This is a genomic window from Actinomadura sp. NPDC047616, from assembly GCF_040642915.1.
Lineage (GTDB): Bacteria > Actinomycetota > Actinomycetes > Streptosporangiales > Streptosporangiaceae > Spirillospora > Spirillospora miaoliensis.
In genome coordinates this window covers 67,404-81,398 of sequence record NZ_JBEYTB010000011.1, presented here as the reverse complement: position 1 = coordinate 81,398, position 13,995 = coordinate 67,404, and the positions used below count along the sequence as shown (strand labels likewise).

Below are 13,995 nucleotides of genomic sequence, written 5' to 3'. Positions count from 1 at the left end.
CCGCGACGCTACCCCGGAGATCAGCCTGCGGGCGACTCGGGCGGATCAGTCGCCGAGCGACTTGCAGGGCCGGGTGCGCAGGTCCTTGACGTAGTCGTCGGGCGCACCGGCCTTCTCGGCCGCGTCGGCCAGGATGCCCAGGTAGCGGGCGGACGGCAGGCCGCCCTCGTAGTCGTCGAGCACGTACATCCACGCCAGCACGTCGCCGTCCAGCGTCTGCACCCGGACCCGGATCTTGCGGTAGACGCCGAGCGCGGCGCCCTCCCACGCGTCCAGCTCCTTCTCGTCCCAGGCGGGCACGTCGTAGAGCACGACGAACACCTGCTCGCCGGGCTCCTCGACGACCGTCGCCAGGGCGCCTTCCCAGCCGACGTCCTGCCCGCCGAACGTCAGCCGCCAGTCCGCCAGCCAGCCGGTGCCGCGCATCGGCGAGTGCGGGGCCCGCTCGGCCATCTGGTCGGGGTCCATGTTGGAGGCGTACGCCGCGTACAGTGTCACGGCAGCCAAGCGTACCCAGCACCGGGCCGCTGACCCCGGGCCGGGACGGGTCACTGCCCGTTATGCGAAACAATGGGATACGTGACCCGCATCGTGATCCTCGGTGGAGGCCCCGGCGGCTACGAGGCCGCTCTCGTCGCGGCGCAGCTGGGCGCCGACGTGACCGTGGTGGAACGCGACGGTCCCGGCGGCGCGTGCGTGCTGACCGACTGCGTGCCGTCCAAGACGCTGATCGCCACCTCGGTCCGCATGGCGGTCATGTCGGAGTCGGCCGACCTGGGCCTGCGCTACAACGGCGGCCCGGACGGGGTCGTCGGCGCCCTGGAGGCCGACATGGCCACCGTCAACAAGCGGGTCAAGGACCTGGCGCGGGCGCAGTCGTTCGACGTCGCCGAACGGCTCGCCTACGAGGAGGTCAAGATCGTACGCGGCGAGGGGCGGCTGGTCGAGCCGCACGTCGTCGCGGTCGGCGACCGGCACATCCGGGCCGACATCGTGCTGCTGGCCACCGGCGCCACCCCCCGGGTACTGCCCGGGGCGGAGCCGGACGGCGAGCGCATCCTCAACTGGCGGCAGCTCTACGACCTGCCCGAGCTGCCCGAGGAGCTGATCGTGGTCGGCTCCGGCGTCACCGGCGTGGAGCTGGCCGGGGCGTACCTGTCGCTGGGGTCACGGGTCACGCTGGTGTCCTCGCGCGACCGCATCCTGCCCAGCGAGGACGCCGACGCCGCGTCCGTGCTGCAGGAGGTGTTCCTGCGGCGCGGCATGAACGTCATGTCGCGGTCGCGGGCCGCCGGGGTGGAGCGGTCCGGCGACCGGGTGATCGTCACCCTGGAGGACGGCAGCAAGGTCGAGGGCTCGCACTGCCTGATGACGGTCGGCATGGTGCCCAACACCCAGGGCATCGGCCTCGAGGACGTCGGCGTCACGCTCGACCGGCGCGGGTTCGTCACCGTCGACAAGGTGTCGCGGACGACCGTCCCCCACATCTACGCCGCCGGCGACTGCACCGGCATCCTCATGCTGGCCTCGGTGGCGGGCATGCAGGGCCGCATCGCCATGTGGCACGCCCTCGGCGAGGCCGTGCAGCCCCTGAAGCTCGGCTGGGTGGCCTCCAACATCTTCACCGAGCCGGAGGTCGCCTCCGTCGGCGTCACGCAGTCCATGGTCGACTCCGGCGAGGTCAACGCCCGCACGGTCATGCTGCCGCTGTTCAGCAACGCCCGCGCCAAGATGCAGGGGTTCCAGGACGGGTTCGTCAAGCTGTTCTGCCGCCCGTCCACCAGCATCGTGCTCGGCGGCGTGATCGTCGCGCCGCGCGCCAGCGAGCTGATCCTCGGCGTGTCGATGGCCGTCCAGCAGCACCTGACCGTCGACCAGGTCGCGCACACCTTCGCCGTCTACCCGTCGCTGTCGGGCAGCATCACCGAGGCGGCGCGCCGCCTGATGGCCGAGCACGCCTTCTAGCCGGCCGTACGCCCGGCCGCGTTCGGTCAGGGCTCGGGCAGGCCGTGCCGGCGCAGCCGGGAGCGGCGCAGGTCCTCCGCGCCGATCACCACGGTGAACGTGCTGGCGACCAGCGCCAGCAGCCCCGCCCCCGCGCCGATCCACCACGCGCCCGGCAGCAGCGCGAACAGCAGGCAGACCGGGACCATCAGCGCCACATGGCGGCGCAGCATGCGGCCGCGCCAGCCCGCGTCGGTCAGGTCGTGCCGCACCCACTCGCGGTGCTCCGGCGGCAGCCGGAACCCCAGCACGTAGCGGACGCGCCGCAGCGGGCCCGGATCTCCCGGCAACCGTGTCATCGTCAGGGGCCTACCCGAGGGCCTTCGCGGGAACGCGCCGGGCGCGTCCCCGAGGGAACGCGCCCGGACGGTGCGGCATCGACCGCGAGGGGAGACGGCGGGGGATCAGAAGCCCCCGCCGAAGTCGCCGCCGCCGCCGCCGAAGTCTCCGCCGCCGAAGTCCCAGCCGCCGCCGATGTCGCCGGTGTCGCCGCCGAAGCCGCCGCCCATGTCACCGGGGGCGAAGCCGCCGCCGAAGCCGCCGGACATCATCGAGCCGAGCATGGTGCCGATCATCATGCCGCTGAGCAGGTCCATGCCGCCGTAGGAGGCGTAGTAGCCGCCCGCGTAGGGGGCGTAGGCCGGCCCGGCGTCCCAGTACGGACGGCGCCCGTCGCCGTACGGCACCATGCGCACGTCGGGCGACTCGCCGTTCAGCACCCGCCGCGCGTCGGCCGCGCACGCCGGGACGGACCGGGCGGGCCCGCCGGGCGGCGCCCAGGTGACGTCCTGGACCGACGGCCCGTGCTGCGGGTTGAAGAAGCACGGCGCGCGCCGCTCGGGCACCGGCTCGCCCGCCAGCCGCGCCCGCACGGCGGTCATGTGGTAGCGGCCGTCCTCCAGCGCCTCGGTGACGGCGTGCATGTCCTCGGGACGGGCGGCCCGCTCGGTGGCGGACTTGGCCCGGTCGTAGGAGTTCATGGCCTTCTCGTAGTCCTCGCGCGCGGCGGGGTCGAGATCCGGGTCCATGACGTTGAGGTCCAGGCGGGCGATGTCCTCGCCGAGCAGCGTGACGTCCTCCTCCACGCCCCGCTTGAGCTCGGCCATCTCGCGCGCCTGCTGCTCGCGGCGCCGCCTGCGCACGACCAGGAACGCGCCCGACGCCCCGGCCACCACGACGACCAGGAGGCCCAGCATCACGAACGCGCCGACCATGCCGGCGTGGGACTTCTCGTCGGCCTTGGTCTCGGCCAGGTCGGCGAACCTGATCAGCCGCGTCTTGATGTCGCCGCCGGAGGTCCGGGCGATCAGCTGGTTGATCTCCTGGCCGGACAGATCCTTGGAGATTCCCATCATCTTGCCGTCGGCGGTGATGCCGACGTACGTCTTGCCCTCGCCGACGCGCTGCGCGACCGCCTCCAGCATCGGGCCGAGCCGGTTCTTGCCCACCCCGCTCTGCACGACGACGGCGCGCACGTCGGCGTCCGTCCGGCGGTCCAGGGCGGCGCGGATGGCGGCCTGGTCGGCCTCCGGCACCGCCGCGCGGGCGTCGGTGGTCACGTACAGGCGGGACCCGGTGAGCCCGTTGGCGATCTGCGAGACGTCGTCCGCCTGGGCGGGGACGGCGAAACCGAACAGCAGCAGGAACACCGCGGCGGCCACGGCCGCGAGGGCACCGCGGCGGACGCCTCGCCCCTGGCCCGCGGTCCCTCGCCGAAGCTGCGAAGTCATGATGACAGTGTGCCTCCTCACGTCACCTTGTACGACGAGCGGGCGGCGCGCTCCGTTCCGTGCCGGGTGGGCGTTTCGCCGCGATCGTCATGAAGTGGTGCGCCCCGGCGTGCCCTGGAGGCAATACCCGGCGGAAAACGGAACACCCCCGCCGGGGCGGGGGTGTTCGCCGTGCTCCGAAGGCTCAGGCGTCCTTGATCTCGCAGATGACCGCGCCGGACGAGACCGTCGCGCCGACCTCGGCGGACAGGCCGGACACCGTGCCCGCCTTGTGCGCGGTGAGCGGCTGCTCCATCTTCATGGCCTCCAGGACCACGATGGTGTCCCCGGCCGCGACGCTCGCGCCCTCTTCGGCGACGATCTTGACGATGGTGCCCTGCATGGGGCTGACCAGGGCGTCCCCGGACGCCTGGGCCGCCCCGCCCTTCTTGGCGCCGCGCCGGCGCGCGGGCGCCGCGGCGCCCGTGGCGGCGGCGTTGCCGGCGGACACGGCGGCGCCCAGCCCGGCGGGCAGCACGACCTCCAGCCGCTTGCCGCCCACCTCGACCGTCACCCGCTCGCGTTCGCCCGCCTCGGCGGCCTCCTCGGCCGCGGCCGCGCCGTCGTAGGGCGGGATCCGGTTGTCGAACTCGGTCTCGATCCACCGGGTGTGCACGGTGAACGCCTGGTCGTCCTGCGGGGGGACGAACGCGGGGTCGTCCAGCACGGCCCGGTGGAAGGGCAGCACGGTCGGCATGCCCGCGATCTCGAACTCCGCCAGCGCGCGCCGGGCCCGCTCCACGGCCTGCCGCCGCGTCGCCCCGGTCACGATCAGCTTGGCGATGAGGGAGTCGAACGCCTGCGGCACCGTCTGGCCCTCGACGTAGCCGGAGTCCAGGCGTACGCCCGGACCGGACGGCGGACGCCACGTCGTCAGCGTGCCCACGGCGGGCAGGAAGTTGCGGCCCGCGTCCTCGGCGTTGATCCGGAACTCGATCGAGTGGCCGCGCAGCGGCGGGTCGTCGTAGCCCAGCTCCTCACCGGCGGCGACGCGGAACATCTCCCGCACCAGGTCGACGCCGGCCACCTCCTCGGTGACCGGGTGCTCCACCTGCAGCCGGGTGTTGACCTCCAGGAACGAGATCGTGCCGTCCTGGCCGACCAGGAACTCGCACGTCCCGGCGCCCACGTACCCGGCCTCCTTGAGGATGGCCTTGGACGAGGTGTACAGCACCTCGAGCTGCTCGTCGGTCAGGAACGGCGCGGGCGCCTCCTCGACCAGCTTCTGGTGGCGGCGCTGCAGCGAGCAGTCACGGGTGGACACGACCACCACGTTGCCGTGCCGGTCGGCCAGGCACTGCGTCTCGACGTGGCGGGGCCGGTCCAGGTAGCGCTCGACGAAGCACTCGCCGCGGCCGAAAGCGGCCACGGCCTCGCGCACCGCCGACTCGTACAGCTCGGGGACCTCCTCCAGCGTGCGCGCCACCTTCAGGCCGCGCCCGCCGCCGCCGTACGCGGCCTTGATCGCGATCGGCAGCCCGTGCTCCCGCGCGAACTCCACCACCTCGTCGGCGCCCGAGACCGGGTCCTTGGTGCCCGCCACCAGCGGCGCGCCGACCTTCTGCGCGATGTGCCGGGCCTGCACCTTGTCGCCGAGCGCGGTGATCGCGGCGGGCGGCGGACCGATCCAGGTCAGGCCGGCGGCCTCCACGGCGGCGGCGAAGTCGGCGTTCTCGGCCAAGAACCCGTAGCCGGGATGCACCGCGTCCGCGCCCGCCACGTCGGCGATCTTCAGGATCTTCTCGATGTCCAGGTAGCTGTCGGCGGCGGTCTGCCCGCCCAGGGCGTACGCCTCGTCGGCCACCCGAACGTGCAGCGCGTCCAGATCCGGCTCGGCGTACACCGCCACACTGGCCAGACCGGCGTCACGACAGGCGCGGGCGATGCGGACCGCGATCTCGCCGCGGTTGGCGATCAGGACCTTGCGCACGTTGGGTCTCCTCCCTCAACCAACGCACGCAGTCTAGATAATCACTCGCGGCCGGTTTCGTAAGGCCCTCCTTATAGCGCCCCCGCGGCCGGCCGGATCGGGACGCGGCGGGCCGCGTCCCTCCCCGGCGTGTTCACCGCGTGTTACGGCCGTAACGGCGGTTGAACCGCTCCACGGCGCCGGTGGCGTCGAGGATGCGGCCGCGGCCGGTGTAGAAGGGGTGACTGGCCGCGCTGACGTCCACGTCGACCAGCGGATACGTGCGGCCGTCCGGCCACTCGACCGTGCGGTCGGTGACGACCGCCGACCGTGTGACGAACGCGACATCGGCGGCCCGGTCGCGGAACACGACCGGCCGGTACTCGGGGTGGATCCCCTGCCTCATGGCGACCTCCCAGATTGCTCAGTTGGACGAACACGCTGATAATGATTTTCATTCCATCCGAGGGAGGGGGAGTGGGGCATGGCGAGCGTTCCCGTCGTCGTGGTCGCGGGCCTGCACGCGCGGGCCCGCGGCGAGGTGGTGCGCGCCCTGCTGTCGGGCGTGTCGCACTCGGCCGCCGTCCACCACGACCTGCGCGGCGGACGCGTCACAAGGGTGGTCCTGGACCCCTGGGGCGTCCGGGACCGCGCGGACGTGCCGCTCGCCCACGGCTGCGTCCCCTGCACCGTCCGCGACGACGCGCCGCACGCCCTGCTGGGCCTGGCGCACGCGGCGTCCCTGCTCGTCCTGGAGATCTGGGGCGCGCTGGAGACCCGCCCGATCGTCGAGGAGATCGCCAGGACGCCCGGCCTGCGCCCGGCCGCCGTCCTCACCGCCGTCGACGCGTCCGCGCTCCCGCACGACATCGCCTGCGACGAGCGTCTCGGCGACCGCCCGCCGGCCGCCTTGGACGACGACGACCGCTACGTGGCCGAGGTCCTGGCCCGGCAGATCGAGTACGCGTCGGGCCTGGTGCTCGTCCCGGCCGACGACCCCGGCGACACCGCCCTGGCCGCCCGCGTCCTGGACCACCTGGGCGCCGGCCTGCCCGTCACGCCGCTGCCGGAACTGACGGCCGCCACCCTGGCGGCCCAGGTTGACCCGGCCGCACTCGCCGCCCAGGTGCACCCCGCCACCGTCCGCCTGCCCTGCGACCGCGACTCCGGCGACGTCGTCACGGTGGTGTGGCGCCGCCCGCGCCCCCTGCACCCGGTGCGCTTCCACGACGTGATCCAGGACGTGATCCAGGACGTGATCCAGGACGTCGCGGGCGCCGCCGTGCGCAGCCGCGGGCGCATGTGGCTGGCCAGTCGTCCCGGCACCCTCCTGGCCTGGGACTGCGTCGCCGGGCTGCTCGCCATCGAGGACCGCGGCCCGTGGCTGGCCGCCCGCCCCGCCGCCTGGGCCTCGGCGTCCCCCGCCCGCCGCGCCGCCGCCGCGCTCGACTGGCGCCCCGGGCTCGGCGACCGCACCCAGCTCATCGCCTTCACCGGCGGCGGGATCGACCGCGCCGCCCTGTTCGGCCTCCTCGACCGGTGCCTGCTCACCGACGAGGAGATGCTCGCCGGCGCCACGGCCTGGGAGTCCTATGCCGATCCCTTCGCCGCCGTCCTGGACTGACCGCCGGGCAACATTCGCGTGTACTCCCGAGCCCGCTTCACGGGGTGTATCTTCGCTCTGATTTCGGCTGGTTCCCGGGGAGTCTGATGGTTCGCCGTCTGGGTCTTGCGGCGGCCGTGCTGGCCGCGTGTGTGACGCTGCCCTCGTCCGCCGTCCTCGACGAGCGCCCGTTCGTGGACGCCGACATCACGCACCAGCTCACCGTCGCCGCCCGCGCGGTGCTCCAGTACCGCTCCGAGGCCCTCGTCCAGCGCGCGCGCCCCGAGGAGGTGCCCACCGAGGTGCTGGGCGTGCGGATCTCCCCGAGGCTCGCCCGCCAGCAGCACCGGGCCGCCCGCGAGCTGCAGAACCGCAGCCGCGCCCCGGTCGAGGGCGGTCCCCCGTACACCGGCGCCCGCACCCGCCTGGAACCCGAGCGGGCCATACGCACCGGCGACCGCATCACCCTGGACGCCACCGAGCACACCGAGGTCCGCTACGACACGGGCAAGGTCACCCAGTCGGTGCGCCGCCGCTTCGACTTCACCGTCGACGGCTCCCAGGTCACCCTCGTCGACGAACACGTCCGCGACCCCCAGGCGCGCCCCGTCAACGACCCGCGCCCCGAACGCTGACCCTCACCGGCCGCCGTCCTCCCGCAGCCGGTCGGCGGCCTCCTGGTAGGCCCGCGCGGCCCTGGTGAAGTAGTCGAACAGGACGTCGAGCTGCTCGGGCGAGTACCCGGCGAGGATCTCCCCGATCCGCTTCCGCGCCGGCGCCATGACCTCGTCCAGCCCGGCGGGCCTGCCGATCGGCTCGACGAGCACCTTGCGCCGGTCGCCCGGCTCGGGCACCCGCCGGACGTAGCCCGCCGCCTCCAGCCGGTCGATCAGCCGGGTGGTCGGCCCGGTCGTCAGCCCCGTACGGGCGCCCAGCTCCCCGGGGGTCATCGGACCGGACAGCTCCAGGACGTTCAGCGCGTACAGGTCGGTGGCGCCCAGGTCGCACGCCTTGGCACTGGCCTGGCCGTGCAGCATCACCGCGCTCAGGTACCGCCGGTAGGCCCGGCTGGCGTCCGCGGACGTCTGCGGCCTTGACATGTGATCCCTCCATCCCTAATTTCTTCTTCAATGAAGAGACTCCCTCAAAGAAGAAACTTCTTATAAGAAGCTACCATGACGGAGGAACCATGTCCCTTACCGACCTCCCGGCCGCCCCCAAAGCCCCGGAAGCGCCCGCGCCCCGCCCCCGCAGGCGTCGCGTCAGACGCGCCCTCGGCGTCACCGCCCTGCTGGCCGGCCTGGGCGTCGGCGGCGCGTACCTGTGGCTCGACGGCACCGCCGACGTGCGCGCCACCGGCACGCCGGAGTGCCTCAGCGTCACCCCGACCGGGCCCGCCACAGGCCACCGCGACGTATGCGCCACCCTGGACGCCCTGACCGAGGCGTGGGGACGAGGCGACGCCGACGCCTACGGCGCGTTGTTCACCGACGACGCCACCTACACGACCTACGTCGGCACCCACTACCAGGGACGCCGCGACATCACCGAGGGCCACCGCGCCCTGTTCGGCGGCTTCCTCAAGGGCACGAAGCTGGCCGACTCGTTCCTCGGCATCCGCTTCTACGGCAACGCCACCGCGATCGTCACCAGCCGCGGCGACACCTACGACGGCACCCCCAAGAAGCCCGGCGAACTCTCCAAGACGCAGACCTACACGCTCGTCCGCCAGGACGACGGTCACTGGCGCATACCGCCGCGTTCCACAACACCAAGCGGCAGTCGGTCATGGAACGCATCTCCTTCCTGGTCTCCCCCGACACCCGCCCGCAGGCCGAGAAGTAAAGGACCCCCGTCATGTCGACCGACACCGCAGCGATTCTGACCACCCTGGAACAGAGCCAGGACGCCTGGAACCGGGGAGACGGCGCCGCCTACGGCGCGTGCTTCACCGCCGACGCCACCGACGTCACCTTCGTCGGAACCGTGTACCACGGCGCCGAGGAGATCGGCCGCGCCCACCAGGCGCTGTTCGAGGGCTTCCTCAAGGGCACCAGGCTCCTCCTGGAGGTCCTCGACGTGCGCCTCCACGGCCCGGACACCGCCGTCGTCGTCACCCGAGGCGACGTCGTCAAGGGCAAGCGCGCCCGAAAGCCCCGCAAGATCGCCACCTACACCCTCGTCCGCGACGCCGGCCAGTGGCGGATCGCCGCCGTCCAGAAGGCCCAGCGCAAGCGCCTGATGGAGGCCATCTCCTTCAAGCTCCAGCCCGCCACCGCCCCCACCACCCCCTGAAACCGCTCCCCACCCTCACGACGACACCGCCTGATCGATGCGTGCGGCGGCCACACCCCCACCGCCGCCGCACCGGCGCCTCCTCGCCTACCCCACCCCAACCCTCGCCGAGGCGCTCGCGAAGTACGGGGTGCGCGTCGGTGACCAGGGAGAACACGTCCTGCGGGCGGCTCATCCGCAGGCGCCGCTCAGCACGGACGTCCATCTCCAATCGATCAACGGAGAGCTGTGCTTTCTGTCGGAATGGGGCAGCGTCATCTGCGCGGCCGGAAATATCGCGGAGGCGGTCGCGTGCGTCGCGTGGCTGCTCAGCCTGCGGATTTCTTGACGCTCGGTCATCCCGCGCGTCATGAGATCGCGGTCTGTAGTCGATCAGGGCGTCGAAGGGGTCGCGCAGCAGGGCAATCGGTGGCCGGATCCGGCCAAGCGGGTGCGGCGAGAATGCGGCAAAACCACGCGTCCCGGTCGATGTACGGGTGGCTTCCTGTGATCCTTGAGCCGTAAACTGTCGGCGCTCTCGAAAAAACGGGGTAAGCGACGAAAGGGGTCGGGCATGAGCGACAAGCGGGGCGCGAGCATCGGAGCGCTCGAAGACCTCTCCCGGATGTTCAGCAAGCACTCCAGGAACCTCGACGCTCTGATCAAGGACCTCAATGGCCGCACGGTGAGCAGCACGGAGATCTGGTGGGGCCCCGGCGCCGACCGTTTCCGCAGCGCCTGGGCCGAGGCCAAGGCCGCGTTCGACAAGATGGCCGTCGCGCTCGAGCAGGGCAGCCAGGACATCAAGCGCTCCCAGCAGAACATCGAGGCCGCCACGCGCTGACCGCGCCCAAGGACGCGCGGGCCCCGGCCCATCCCCCCGAGGCCGGGGCCCGCGCCATGCCCGAAGGGAGGTCCCGTGAACGAAGCCGAACGTCTGCGCCTCCAGCTCGCGCTGAACCGGATCCAGACGCTGTCGGACGAGCACTGGCACACCTTCACCGGGCCACTGCGGGCGATGGCCGACCACGCCTGGGTCGGCGGGGCGTCCGCCAAGGGGTTCGGGCACGAACTGGAACGCAGTGACCGGGAGCTGCACGCGCAACTGCGCAAGGCCCTGGAGCTGGTGCAGGACAAACTGCGGCGGCCGCCGCTGGGCTGACAACGGGGATGGCAGGGGCCAATGGGGGACAACTGGCTGGGGCCGGACACCTGCGGCGTCAAGCTCGCACAGTTCGAGCAGATGACGCGGCAGATGACGCAGGCGGCCCCAAAGCTCGAGGAGCTGGCCGACCAGCTCTGGCAGTCGCTGAACGGGGCCGGGGTCAGCACCGCCCCGGCTATGGAGATCAAACGCATCGCCGGCTGGGCGAGCAGGGCCGCGGCCGACCTGCGCCGCCGCAACGTCCTGGCGCACAACCTGGACCGGCAGAAGCTCGCCTTCACGATCAGCCGCCCGGACGGGACCTACGTCACCCTGCCCGACCGCTACACCGACCAGGCCGCCTACGCCGACGGCCGGCGTGTCGCGGGCCTGCTGCGTCGTGCCGCCGACGGCGACGCCGCCGCCAAGGCAGCACTCGCCCGCGTAAACCCTGAGGACATCACGCCTGCCTTCGCCAAGGCACTGCTGGAAGCGCTCGGCCCGGAGGGAGTCGTCCGGCTGCCGATCGACCTCACGTTCCACCTGGGCGGCGACATCAAGCAGCACCGCGACGGCGTGGACGCCCAGGCCCGCGACGCCAGGCAGGCCCTGGCCATCCTCGGCCGCAGTCTCGCCCTCGGCACCAACCCCGCCAAACGCAGCGGCTACGTCGGCCAGGAGTACCTTCAGCGGCTGAACGCGGCGGGCCGGGCGAACTTCCCGCCCCAGAGCAGACCGCCGCACGGCGTGGTGGGCTACCAGTCGTTGTCCACGCTGCTGGCCGCTGCCGGAGATGCCCGTTTCTCCGCCGAATTCATCTCCACGGTCGGCAGCGGCATGATCGCCAACGACCGCACGCACAAGGGCCGCCACACCTGGCCGCTGCCCGACCTCGCCGGTCGCTACGGCCTCGGCAACGCCCTCGACCACGGGACGACCAAGGTCGTCGGCGGCGAACGCAGGACCGACTATCTCGTCCCGCTCCTCAACGCCGCCGCCGCGTCCGGACGGGAAGGCGCCCAGGCTCTGCTCAGCCAACGTCCCTTCGGCGTCTGGACCCACGACAAGCAGCACGATAACGCCACCTCCACCCTGGAGTACCTGCTGCGCGACCGCCGGGCGATCTGGGGTCTGACCGACCACGGCGACGCCCTCGGCAAGGTCATCAAGACCGCCTCCACCGGCACCGACAAGGACTCCGAGCGGATCGCCTTCGAAGCCGGCAAGATCCTCGCCGACGACGCCCGCAAGTACTACAAGGTCGCCAAGGTAGACGGCGACTGGAGCATCAAGCTCGACGACGGCAAGAAAACCGAACTCGACGCGCTATCGGGGCTGCGCCCTCATATGGCCGACGTGCTCGCCTCCCATATCACCAAGGTGAACGACGAATACGGCGTGTCCATCCTCGGCGCGGACCGTAGCAGGGCTCCGGTGAGCGATACCGATCTGGACTACCTGCTGCTGGAGGTGTCGCGAGACGCCAACGCCTTCGACAAGCTCCTCAACGCTCAGATCGCGCACGCCCAGGTGGACATTCAACAAGCCGCCGCGACCGGGGACAGGACGCGCCTCAAGAATGCCGTCGTGGCCAACGCTCAGATCTTCGGCCACCTGCTGGAGGCCCGCAATCAGGCCGTCTACGCCGAGCACGGTCGCGTCGAGGCCGTCAACAAGGAACTCCAGGCCAAAGTCGCGCGCCTTGCCGCGGTCATCAGCGATGCCGGCGCCGCCGGCGTCGGCTCCCGAGGTGGCCCGGTAACGCAACTGGCCTACAACCACCTGGTGGCCAAGCAACTGGAGAAGGTGGCGGCCCAAGTCGCCAAGCCATTGGAGCAGAAACCCGACGCCGTAACCGACCGCCCCACCACCAACGCCGAGGCCATCGAAGAGCTCTTCGGACAGATGCTCGCCTCATCGCTGGTCAAACAGCCCGAGGTGACCGGCAAAGAATTGCGTGGCAAACCTTTTGCCACTGATGACGAGCCGCCGCGGCTACGCCCACTCGACTCACTTGGTCCGGAACAGTACGAAGCGCTGCTGAGATGGGCGGATGACAGGTACAGCGTGCGCGAGTTGCAGGAGCGGGCCGGAGGTGCGATGGCCACAGGCATCAGCCAGGCAACGGGACATTATCGGACCGATGACGGACGCTTCAACGTGGAGCCGAGTGGGCAGCGGTGAGAGTGGCCATGCGGCGTCTGATCTGGCTCCACATTTGCCTTGCTCTCACGGCGGCAGGATGTACTGTCAATCAAGAGCGTCCGGACGCCAGAGAAACGCCACGTCCGGACATGCGGCCTGTGAGTGACCGAGCGCCATATATTTGCGAGCTTGTGCCAGAGGTGGAGTTTCGTCGCGTAACCGGGATCACCGGTACGCTCAAGCCTGCTGGTGGTGGCGATCCCGCTGACAATTATCTCTGTCTGGCACATGCCGCAGGAAGGTCGGCCCCTCTCGGGCTCCAGTGGGATCTGGAGGACGCCGAGAAAATCGTACGCCAGCAGGAGCGAGGCTACGCTGAACGTAGCTCGTATCCCTTGCCGTCAGAGCTGGGGAAGGGCTTCGCGAGCCCCGCCGCCGGCTCGCCCAGGCCCAACTACGTGATCGCCATGTTTCGCTGTGGCGACGAGCGGCCGTGGTTGAGCATTGACTTCGCGCCGGTGGTGCGGGGGCGGGATGCGGTGCAGGACATGTTCGCGTTCATGCGGATCGCGCAGAAGCGGTTCGGGCAGATTCACAAGTGTGAGCCGAGGCCGTCGTGACACAGCAGCAGGACAGTCCTCGTCCGGTCGACGCTGTCGAAGTCGGGCAGCGGATCAGAGGCGCGGTATGGGGCATGGCCGTCACGGGTGCGTTGTTCGTGTGGAACTATTTCCCGGCGGAGAAGGCCGTCGACCACGGCCGGAAATGGGCGGAGTTCGAAGACCTCGGCCTCGGTGAGGTGGTCACGGCCGTGGTCGCGTCCGCTTTCGTCGTCGGCTTGGTGGCGTGCCTGGTGCTCGGGGTGGCCGCCAGCGCCGAAGGGACGCGCAGGATCTCGCGGATGGCGGTGGCGTTCGGTCTGGTCGCCCTGGTGTCGCACGTGTGGCTGCTCTTCACCGTTGAGGAGATCTACGAACGCCCCGGCGCCGAGCTCGGTGTGCTGATCATCGTCGCGTACGTGGCGGTGTTCTTCACCGTGGCGGCGGGCACGCCCGACCCGGCAGAGCGCAAGAAGGTCGCGCGGCAGCAGAGCTGGATGGACGAGGACTTCGGGACGGTCGACAGGCGCTTCCGCCCGTAGTCGTCC

The 13,995-nt window shown here is 71.3% G+C and carries 17 protein-coding genes; 11 read left to right on the top strand and 6 right to left on the bottom strand.

Annotation, left to right across the window (positions count from 1 at the left end; genetic code table 11):
• Positions 1-45: 45 nt before the first annotated feature.
• The gene (locus tag ABZ801_RS25310) at positions 46-498 is read right to left on the bottom strand and encodes a gamma-glutamylcyclotransferase (RefSeq protein WP_344943774.1); all 453 of its coding nucleotides are present in this window, start codon (positions 496-498) and stop codon (positions 46-48) included.
• Between the two features lie 81 nt (positions 499-579).
• Between ABZ801_RS25310 and ABZ801_RS25305 the strand changes: the two genes are divergently transcribed.
• Positions 580-1,965: an NAD(P)H-quinone dehydrogenase gene (locus ABZ801_RS25305; RefSeq protein ID WP_344943769.1), complete on the top strand. Its 1,386-nt coding sequence runs from the start codon at positions 580-582 to the stop codon at positions 1,963-1,965.
• A gap of 26 nt (positions 1,966-1,991) precedes the next feature.
• Here the strand turns inward: ABZ801_RS25305 and ABZ801_RS25300 are convergent, their stop codons facing one another.
• The 4 genes from ABZ801_RS25300 to ABZ801_RS25285 all read right to left on the bottom strand — a co-directional run bounded on the left by ABZ801_RS25300 (position 1,992) and on the right by ABZ801_RS25285 (position 6,088).
• The gene (locus ABZ801_RS25300; RefSeq protein WP_360702071.1) at positions 1,992-2,294 is read right to left on the bottom strand and encodes a DUF5313 family protein; all 303 of its coding nucleotides are present in this window, start codon (positions 2,292-2,294) and stop codon (positions 1,992-1,994) included.
• Positions 2,295-2,408: 114 nt separating this feature from the next.
• Positions 2,409-3,734 carry a hypothetical protein gene (locus ABZ801_RS25295; RefSeq protein WP_360702069.1) on the bottom strand — a complete coding sequence of 442 codons (1,326 nt, stop codon included), beginning with the start codon at positions 3,732-3,734 and terminating at the stop codon, positions 2,409-2,411.
• Between the two features lie 184 nt (positions 3,735-3,918).
• Positions 3,919-5,703 carry a biotin carboxylase N-terminal domain-containing protein gene (locus tag ABZ801_RS25290; protein ID WP_360702067.1) on the bottom strand — a complete coding sequence of 595 codons (1,785 nt, stop codon included), beginning with the start codon at positions 5,701-5,703 and terminating at the stop codon, positions 3,919-3,921.
• 133 nt (positions 5,704-5,836) lie between these two features.
• On the bottom strand, positions 5,837-6,088 hold the full coding sequence (locus ABZ801_RS25285; protein ID WP_360702064.1) for a type B 50S ribosomal protein L31: 252 nt from the start codon (positions 6,086-6,088) through the stop codon (positions 5,837-5,839).
• 78 nt (positions 6,089-6,166) lie between these two features.
• Between ABZ801_RS25285 and ABZ801_RS25280 the strand changes: the two genes are divergently transcribed.
• Both ABZ801_RS25280 and ABZ801_RS25275 read left to right on the top strand, forming a co-directional pair.
• Positions 6,167-7,306, top strand: a complete 1,140-nt coding sequence (locus tag ABZ801_RS25280) for a GTP-binding protein (protein ID WP_360702061.1) — start codon at positions 6,167-6,169, stop codon at positions 7,304-7,306.
• Between the two features lie 86 nt (positions 7,307-7,392).
• Complete coding sequence (locus tag ABZ801_RS25275; protein ID WP_360702058.1) at positions 7,393-7,920, top strand: hypothetical protein; 528 nt, start codon at positions 7,393-7,395, stop codon at positions 7,918-7,920.
• 3 nt (positions 7,921-7,923) lie between these two features.
• Here ABZ801_RS25275 and ABZ801_RS25270 read toward each other — a convergent pair whose 3' ends face one another.
• Positions 7,924-8,385, bottom strand: a complete 462-nt coding sequence (locus ABZ801_RS25270) for a MarR family transcriptional regulator (RefSeq protein WP_344943749.1) — start codon at positions 8,383-8,385, stop codon at positions 7,924-7,926.
• 89 nt (positions 8,386-8,474) lie between these two features.
• On the opposite strand from ABZ801_RS25270, the gene ABZ801_RS25265 reads away from it, so the two are divergent.
• The 8 genes from ABZ801_RS25265 to ABZ801_RS25230 all read left to right on the top strand — a co-directional run bounded on the left by ABZ801_RS25265 (position 8,475) and on the right by ABZ801_RS25230 (position 13,989).
• Entirely contained in the window at positions 8,475-9,170 is a 696-nt protein-coding gene (locus ABZ801_RS25265) for an SgcJ/EcaC family oxidoreductase (protein ID WP_360702054.1), read from the top strand.
• Complete coding sequence (locus tag ABZ801_RS25260) at positions 9,143-9,580, top strand: SgcJ/EcaC family oxidoreductase (protein WP_360702051.1); 438 nt, start codon at positions 9,143-9,145, stop codon at positions 9,578-9,580. The genes ABZ801_RS25265 and ABZ801_RS25260 overlap by 28 nt, the downstream gene beginning before the upstream one ends.
• 37 nt (positions 9,581-9,617) lie before the next feature.
• Positions 9,618-9,908, top strand: a complete 291-nt coding sequence (locus ABZ801_RS25255) for a hypothetical protein (RefSeq protein ID WP_360702049.1) — start codon at positions 9,618-9,620, stop codon at positions 9,906-9,908.
• A 225-nt stretch (positions 9,909-10,133) separates the two neighbouring features.
• Positions 10,134-10,403, top strand: coding sequence for a WXG100 family type VII secretion target (locus tag ABZ801_RS25250; protein WP_344943725.1), 270 nt, complete (start codon positions 10,134-10,136; stop codon positions 10,401-10,403).
• Positions 10,404-10,478: 75 nt separating this feature from the next.
• Entirely contained in the window at positions 10,479-10,721 is a 243-nt protein-coding gene (locus tag ABZ801_RS25245) for a hypothetical protein (RefSeq protein WP_360702045.1), read from the top strand.
• Positions 10,722-10,742: 21 nt separating this feature from the next.
• Positions 10,743-12,887 (top strand): DUF6571 family protein, encoded by a 2,145-nt coding sequence (locus ABZ801_RS25240; protein ID WP_360702042.1) that lies wholly within the window; start codon positions 10,743-10,745, stop codon positions 12,885-12,887.
• A gap of 152 nt (positions 12,888-13,039) precedes the next feature.
• A complete protein-coding gene (locus ABZ801_RS25235; protein ID WP_360702039.1) occupies positions 13,040-13,468 on the top strand; it encodes a hypothetical protein in 429 nt (142 codons plus the stop codon).
• Between the two features lie 74 nt (positions 13,469-13,542).
• The gene (locus tag ABZ801_RS25230; protein WP_360702037.1) at positions 13,543-13,989 is read left to right on the top strand and encodes a hypothetical protein; all 447 of its coding nucleotides are present in this window, start codon (positions 13,543-13,545) and stop codon (positions 13,987-13,989) included.
• Positions 13,990-13,995: the final 6 nt, after the last annotated feature.

Excerpts from the sequence above, each read along its gene's own strand:
- ABZ801_RS25250 (WP_344943725.1), top strand. The coding sequence starts at position 10,134 with ATGAGCGACAAGCGGGGCGCGAGCATCGGAGCGCTCGAAGACCTCTCC.
- ABZ801_RS25260 (WP_360702051.1), top strand. The coding sequence starts at position 9,143 with ATGTCGACCGACACCGCAGCGATTCTGACCACCCTGGAACAGAGCCAG.
- ABZ801_RS25270 (WP_344943749.1), bottom strand. The coding sequence starts at position 8,385 with ATGTCAAGGCCGCAGACGTCCGCGGACGCCAGCCGGGCCTACCGGCGG.
- ABZ801_RS25295 (WP_360702069.1), bottom strand. The coding sequence starts at position 3,734 with ATGACTTCGCAGCTTCGGCGAGGGACCGCGGGCCAGGGGCGAGGCGTC.
- ABZ801_RS25280 (WP_360702061.1), top strand. The coding sequence starts at position 6,167 with ATGGCGAGCGTTCCCGTCGTCGTGGTCGCGGGCCTGCACGCGCGGGCC.
- ABZ801_RS25275 (WP_360702058.1), top strand. The coding sequence starts at position 7,393 with ATGGTTCGCCGTCTGGGTCTTGCGGCGGCCGTGCTGGCCGCGTGTGTG.
- ABZ801_RS25240 (WP_360702042.1), top strand. The coding sequence starts at position 10,743 with ATGGGGGACAACTGGCTGGGGCCGGACACCTGCGGCGTCAAGCTCGCA.
- ABZ801_RS25230 (WP_360702037.1), top strand. The coding sequence starts at position 13,543 with ATGGCCGTCACGGGTGCGTTGTTCGTGTGGAACTATTTCCCGGCGGAG.
- ABZ801_RS25285 (WP_360702064.1), bottom strand. The coding sequence starts at position 6,088 with ATGAGGCAGGGGATCCACCCCGAGTACCGGCCGGTCGTGTTCCGCGAC.
- ABZ801_RS25255 (WP_360702049.1), top strand. The coding sequence starts at position 9,618 with ATGCGTGCGGCGGCCACACCCCCACCGCCGCCGCACCGGCGCCTCCTC.
- ABZ801_RS25265 (WP_360702054.1), top strand. The coding sequence starts at position 8,475 with ATGTCCCTTACCGACCTCCCGGCCGCCCCCAAAGCCCCGGAAGCGCCC.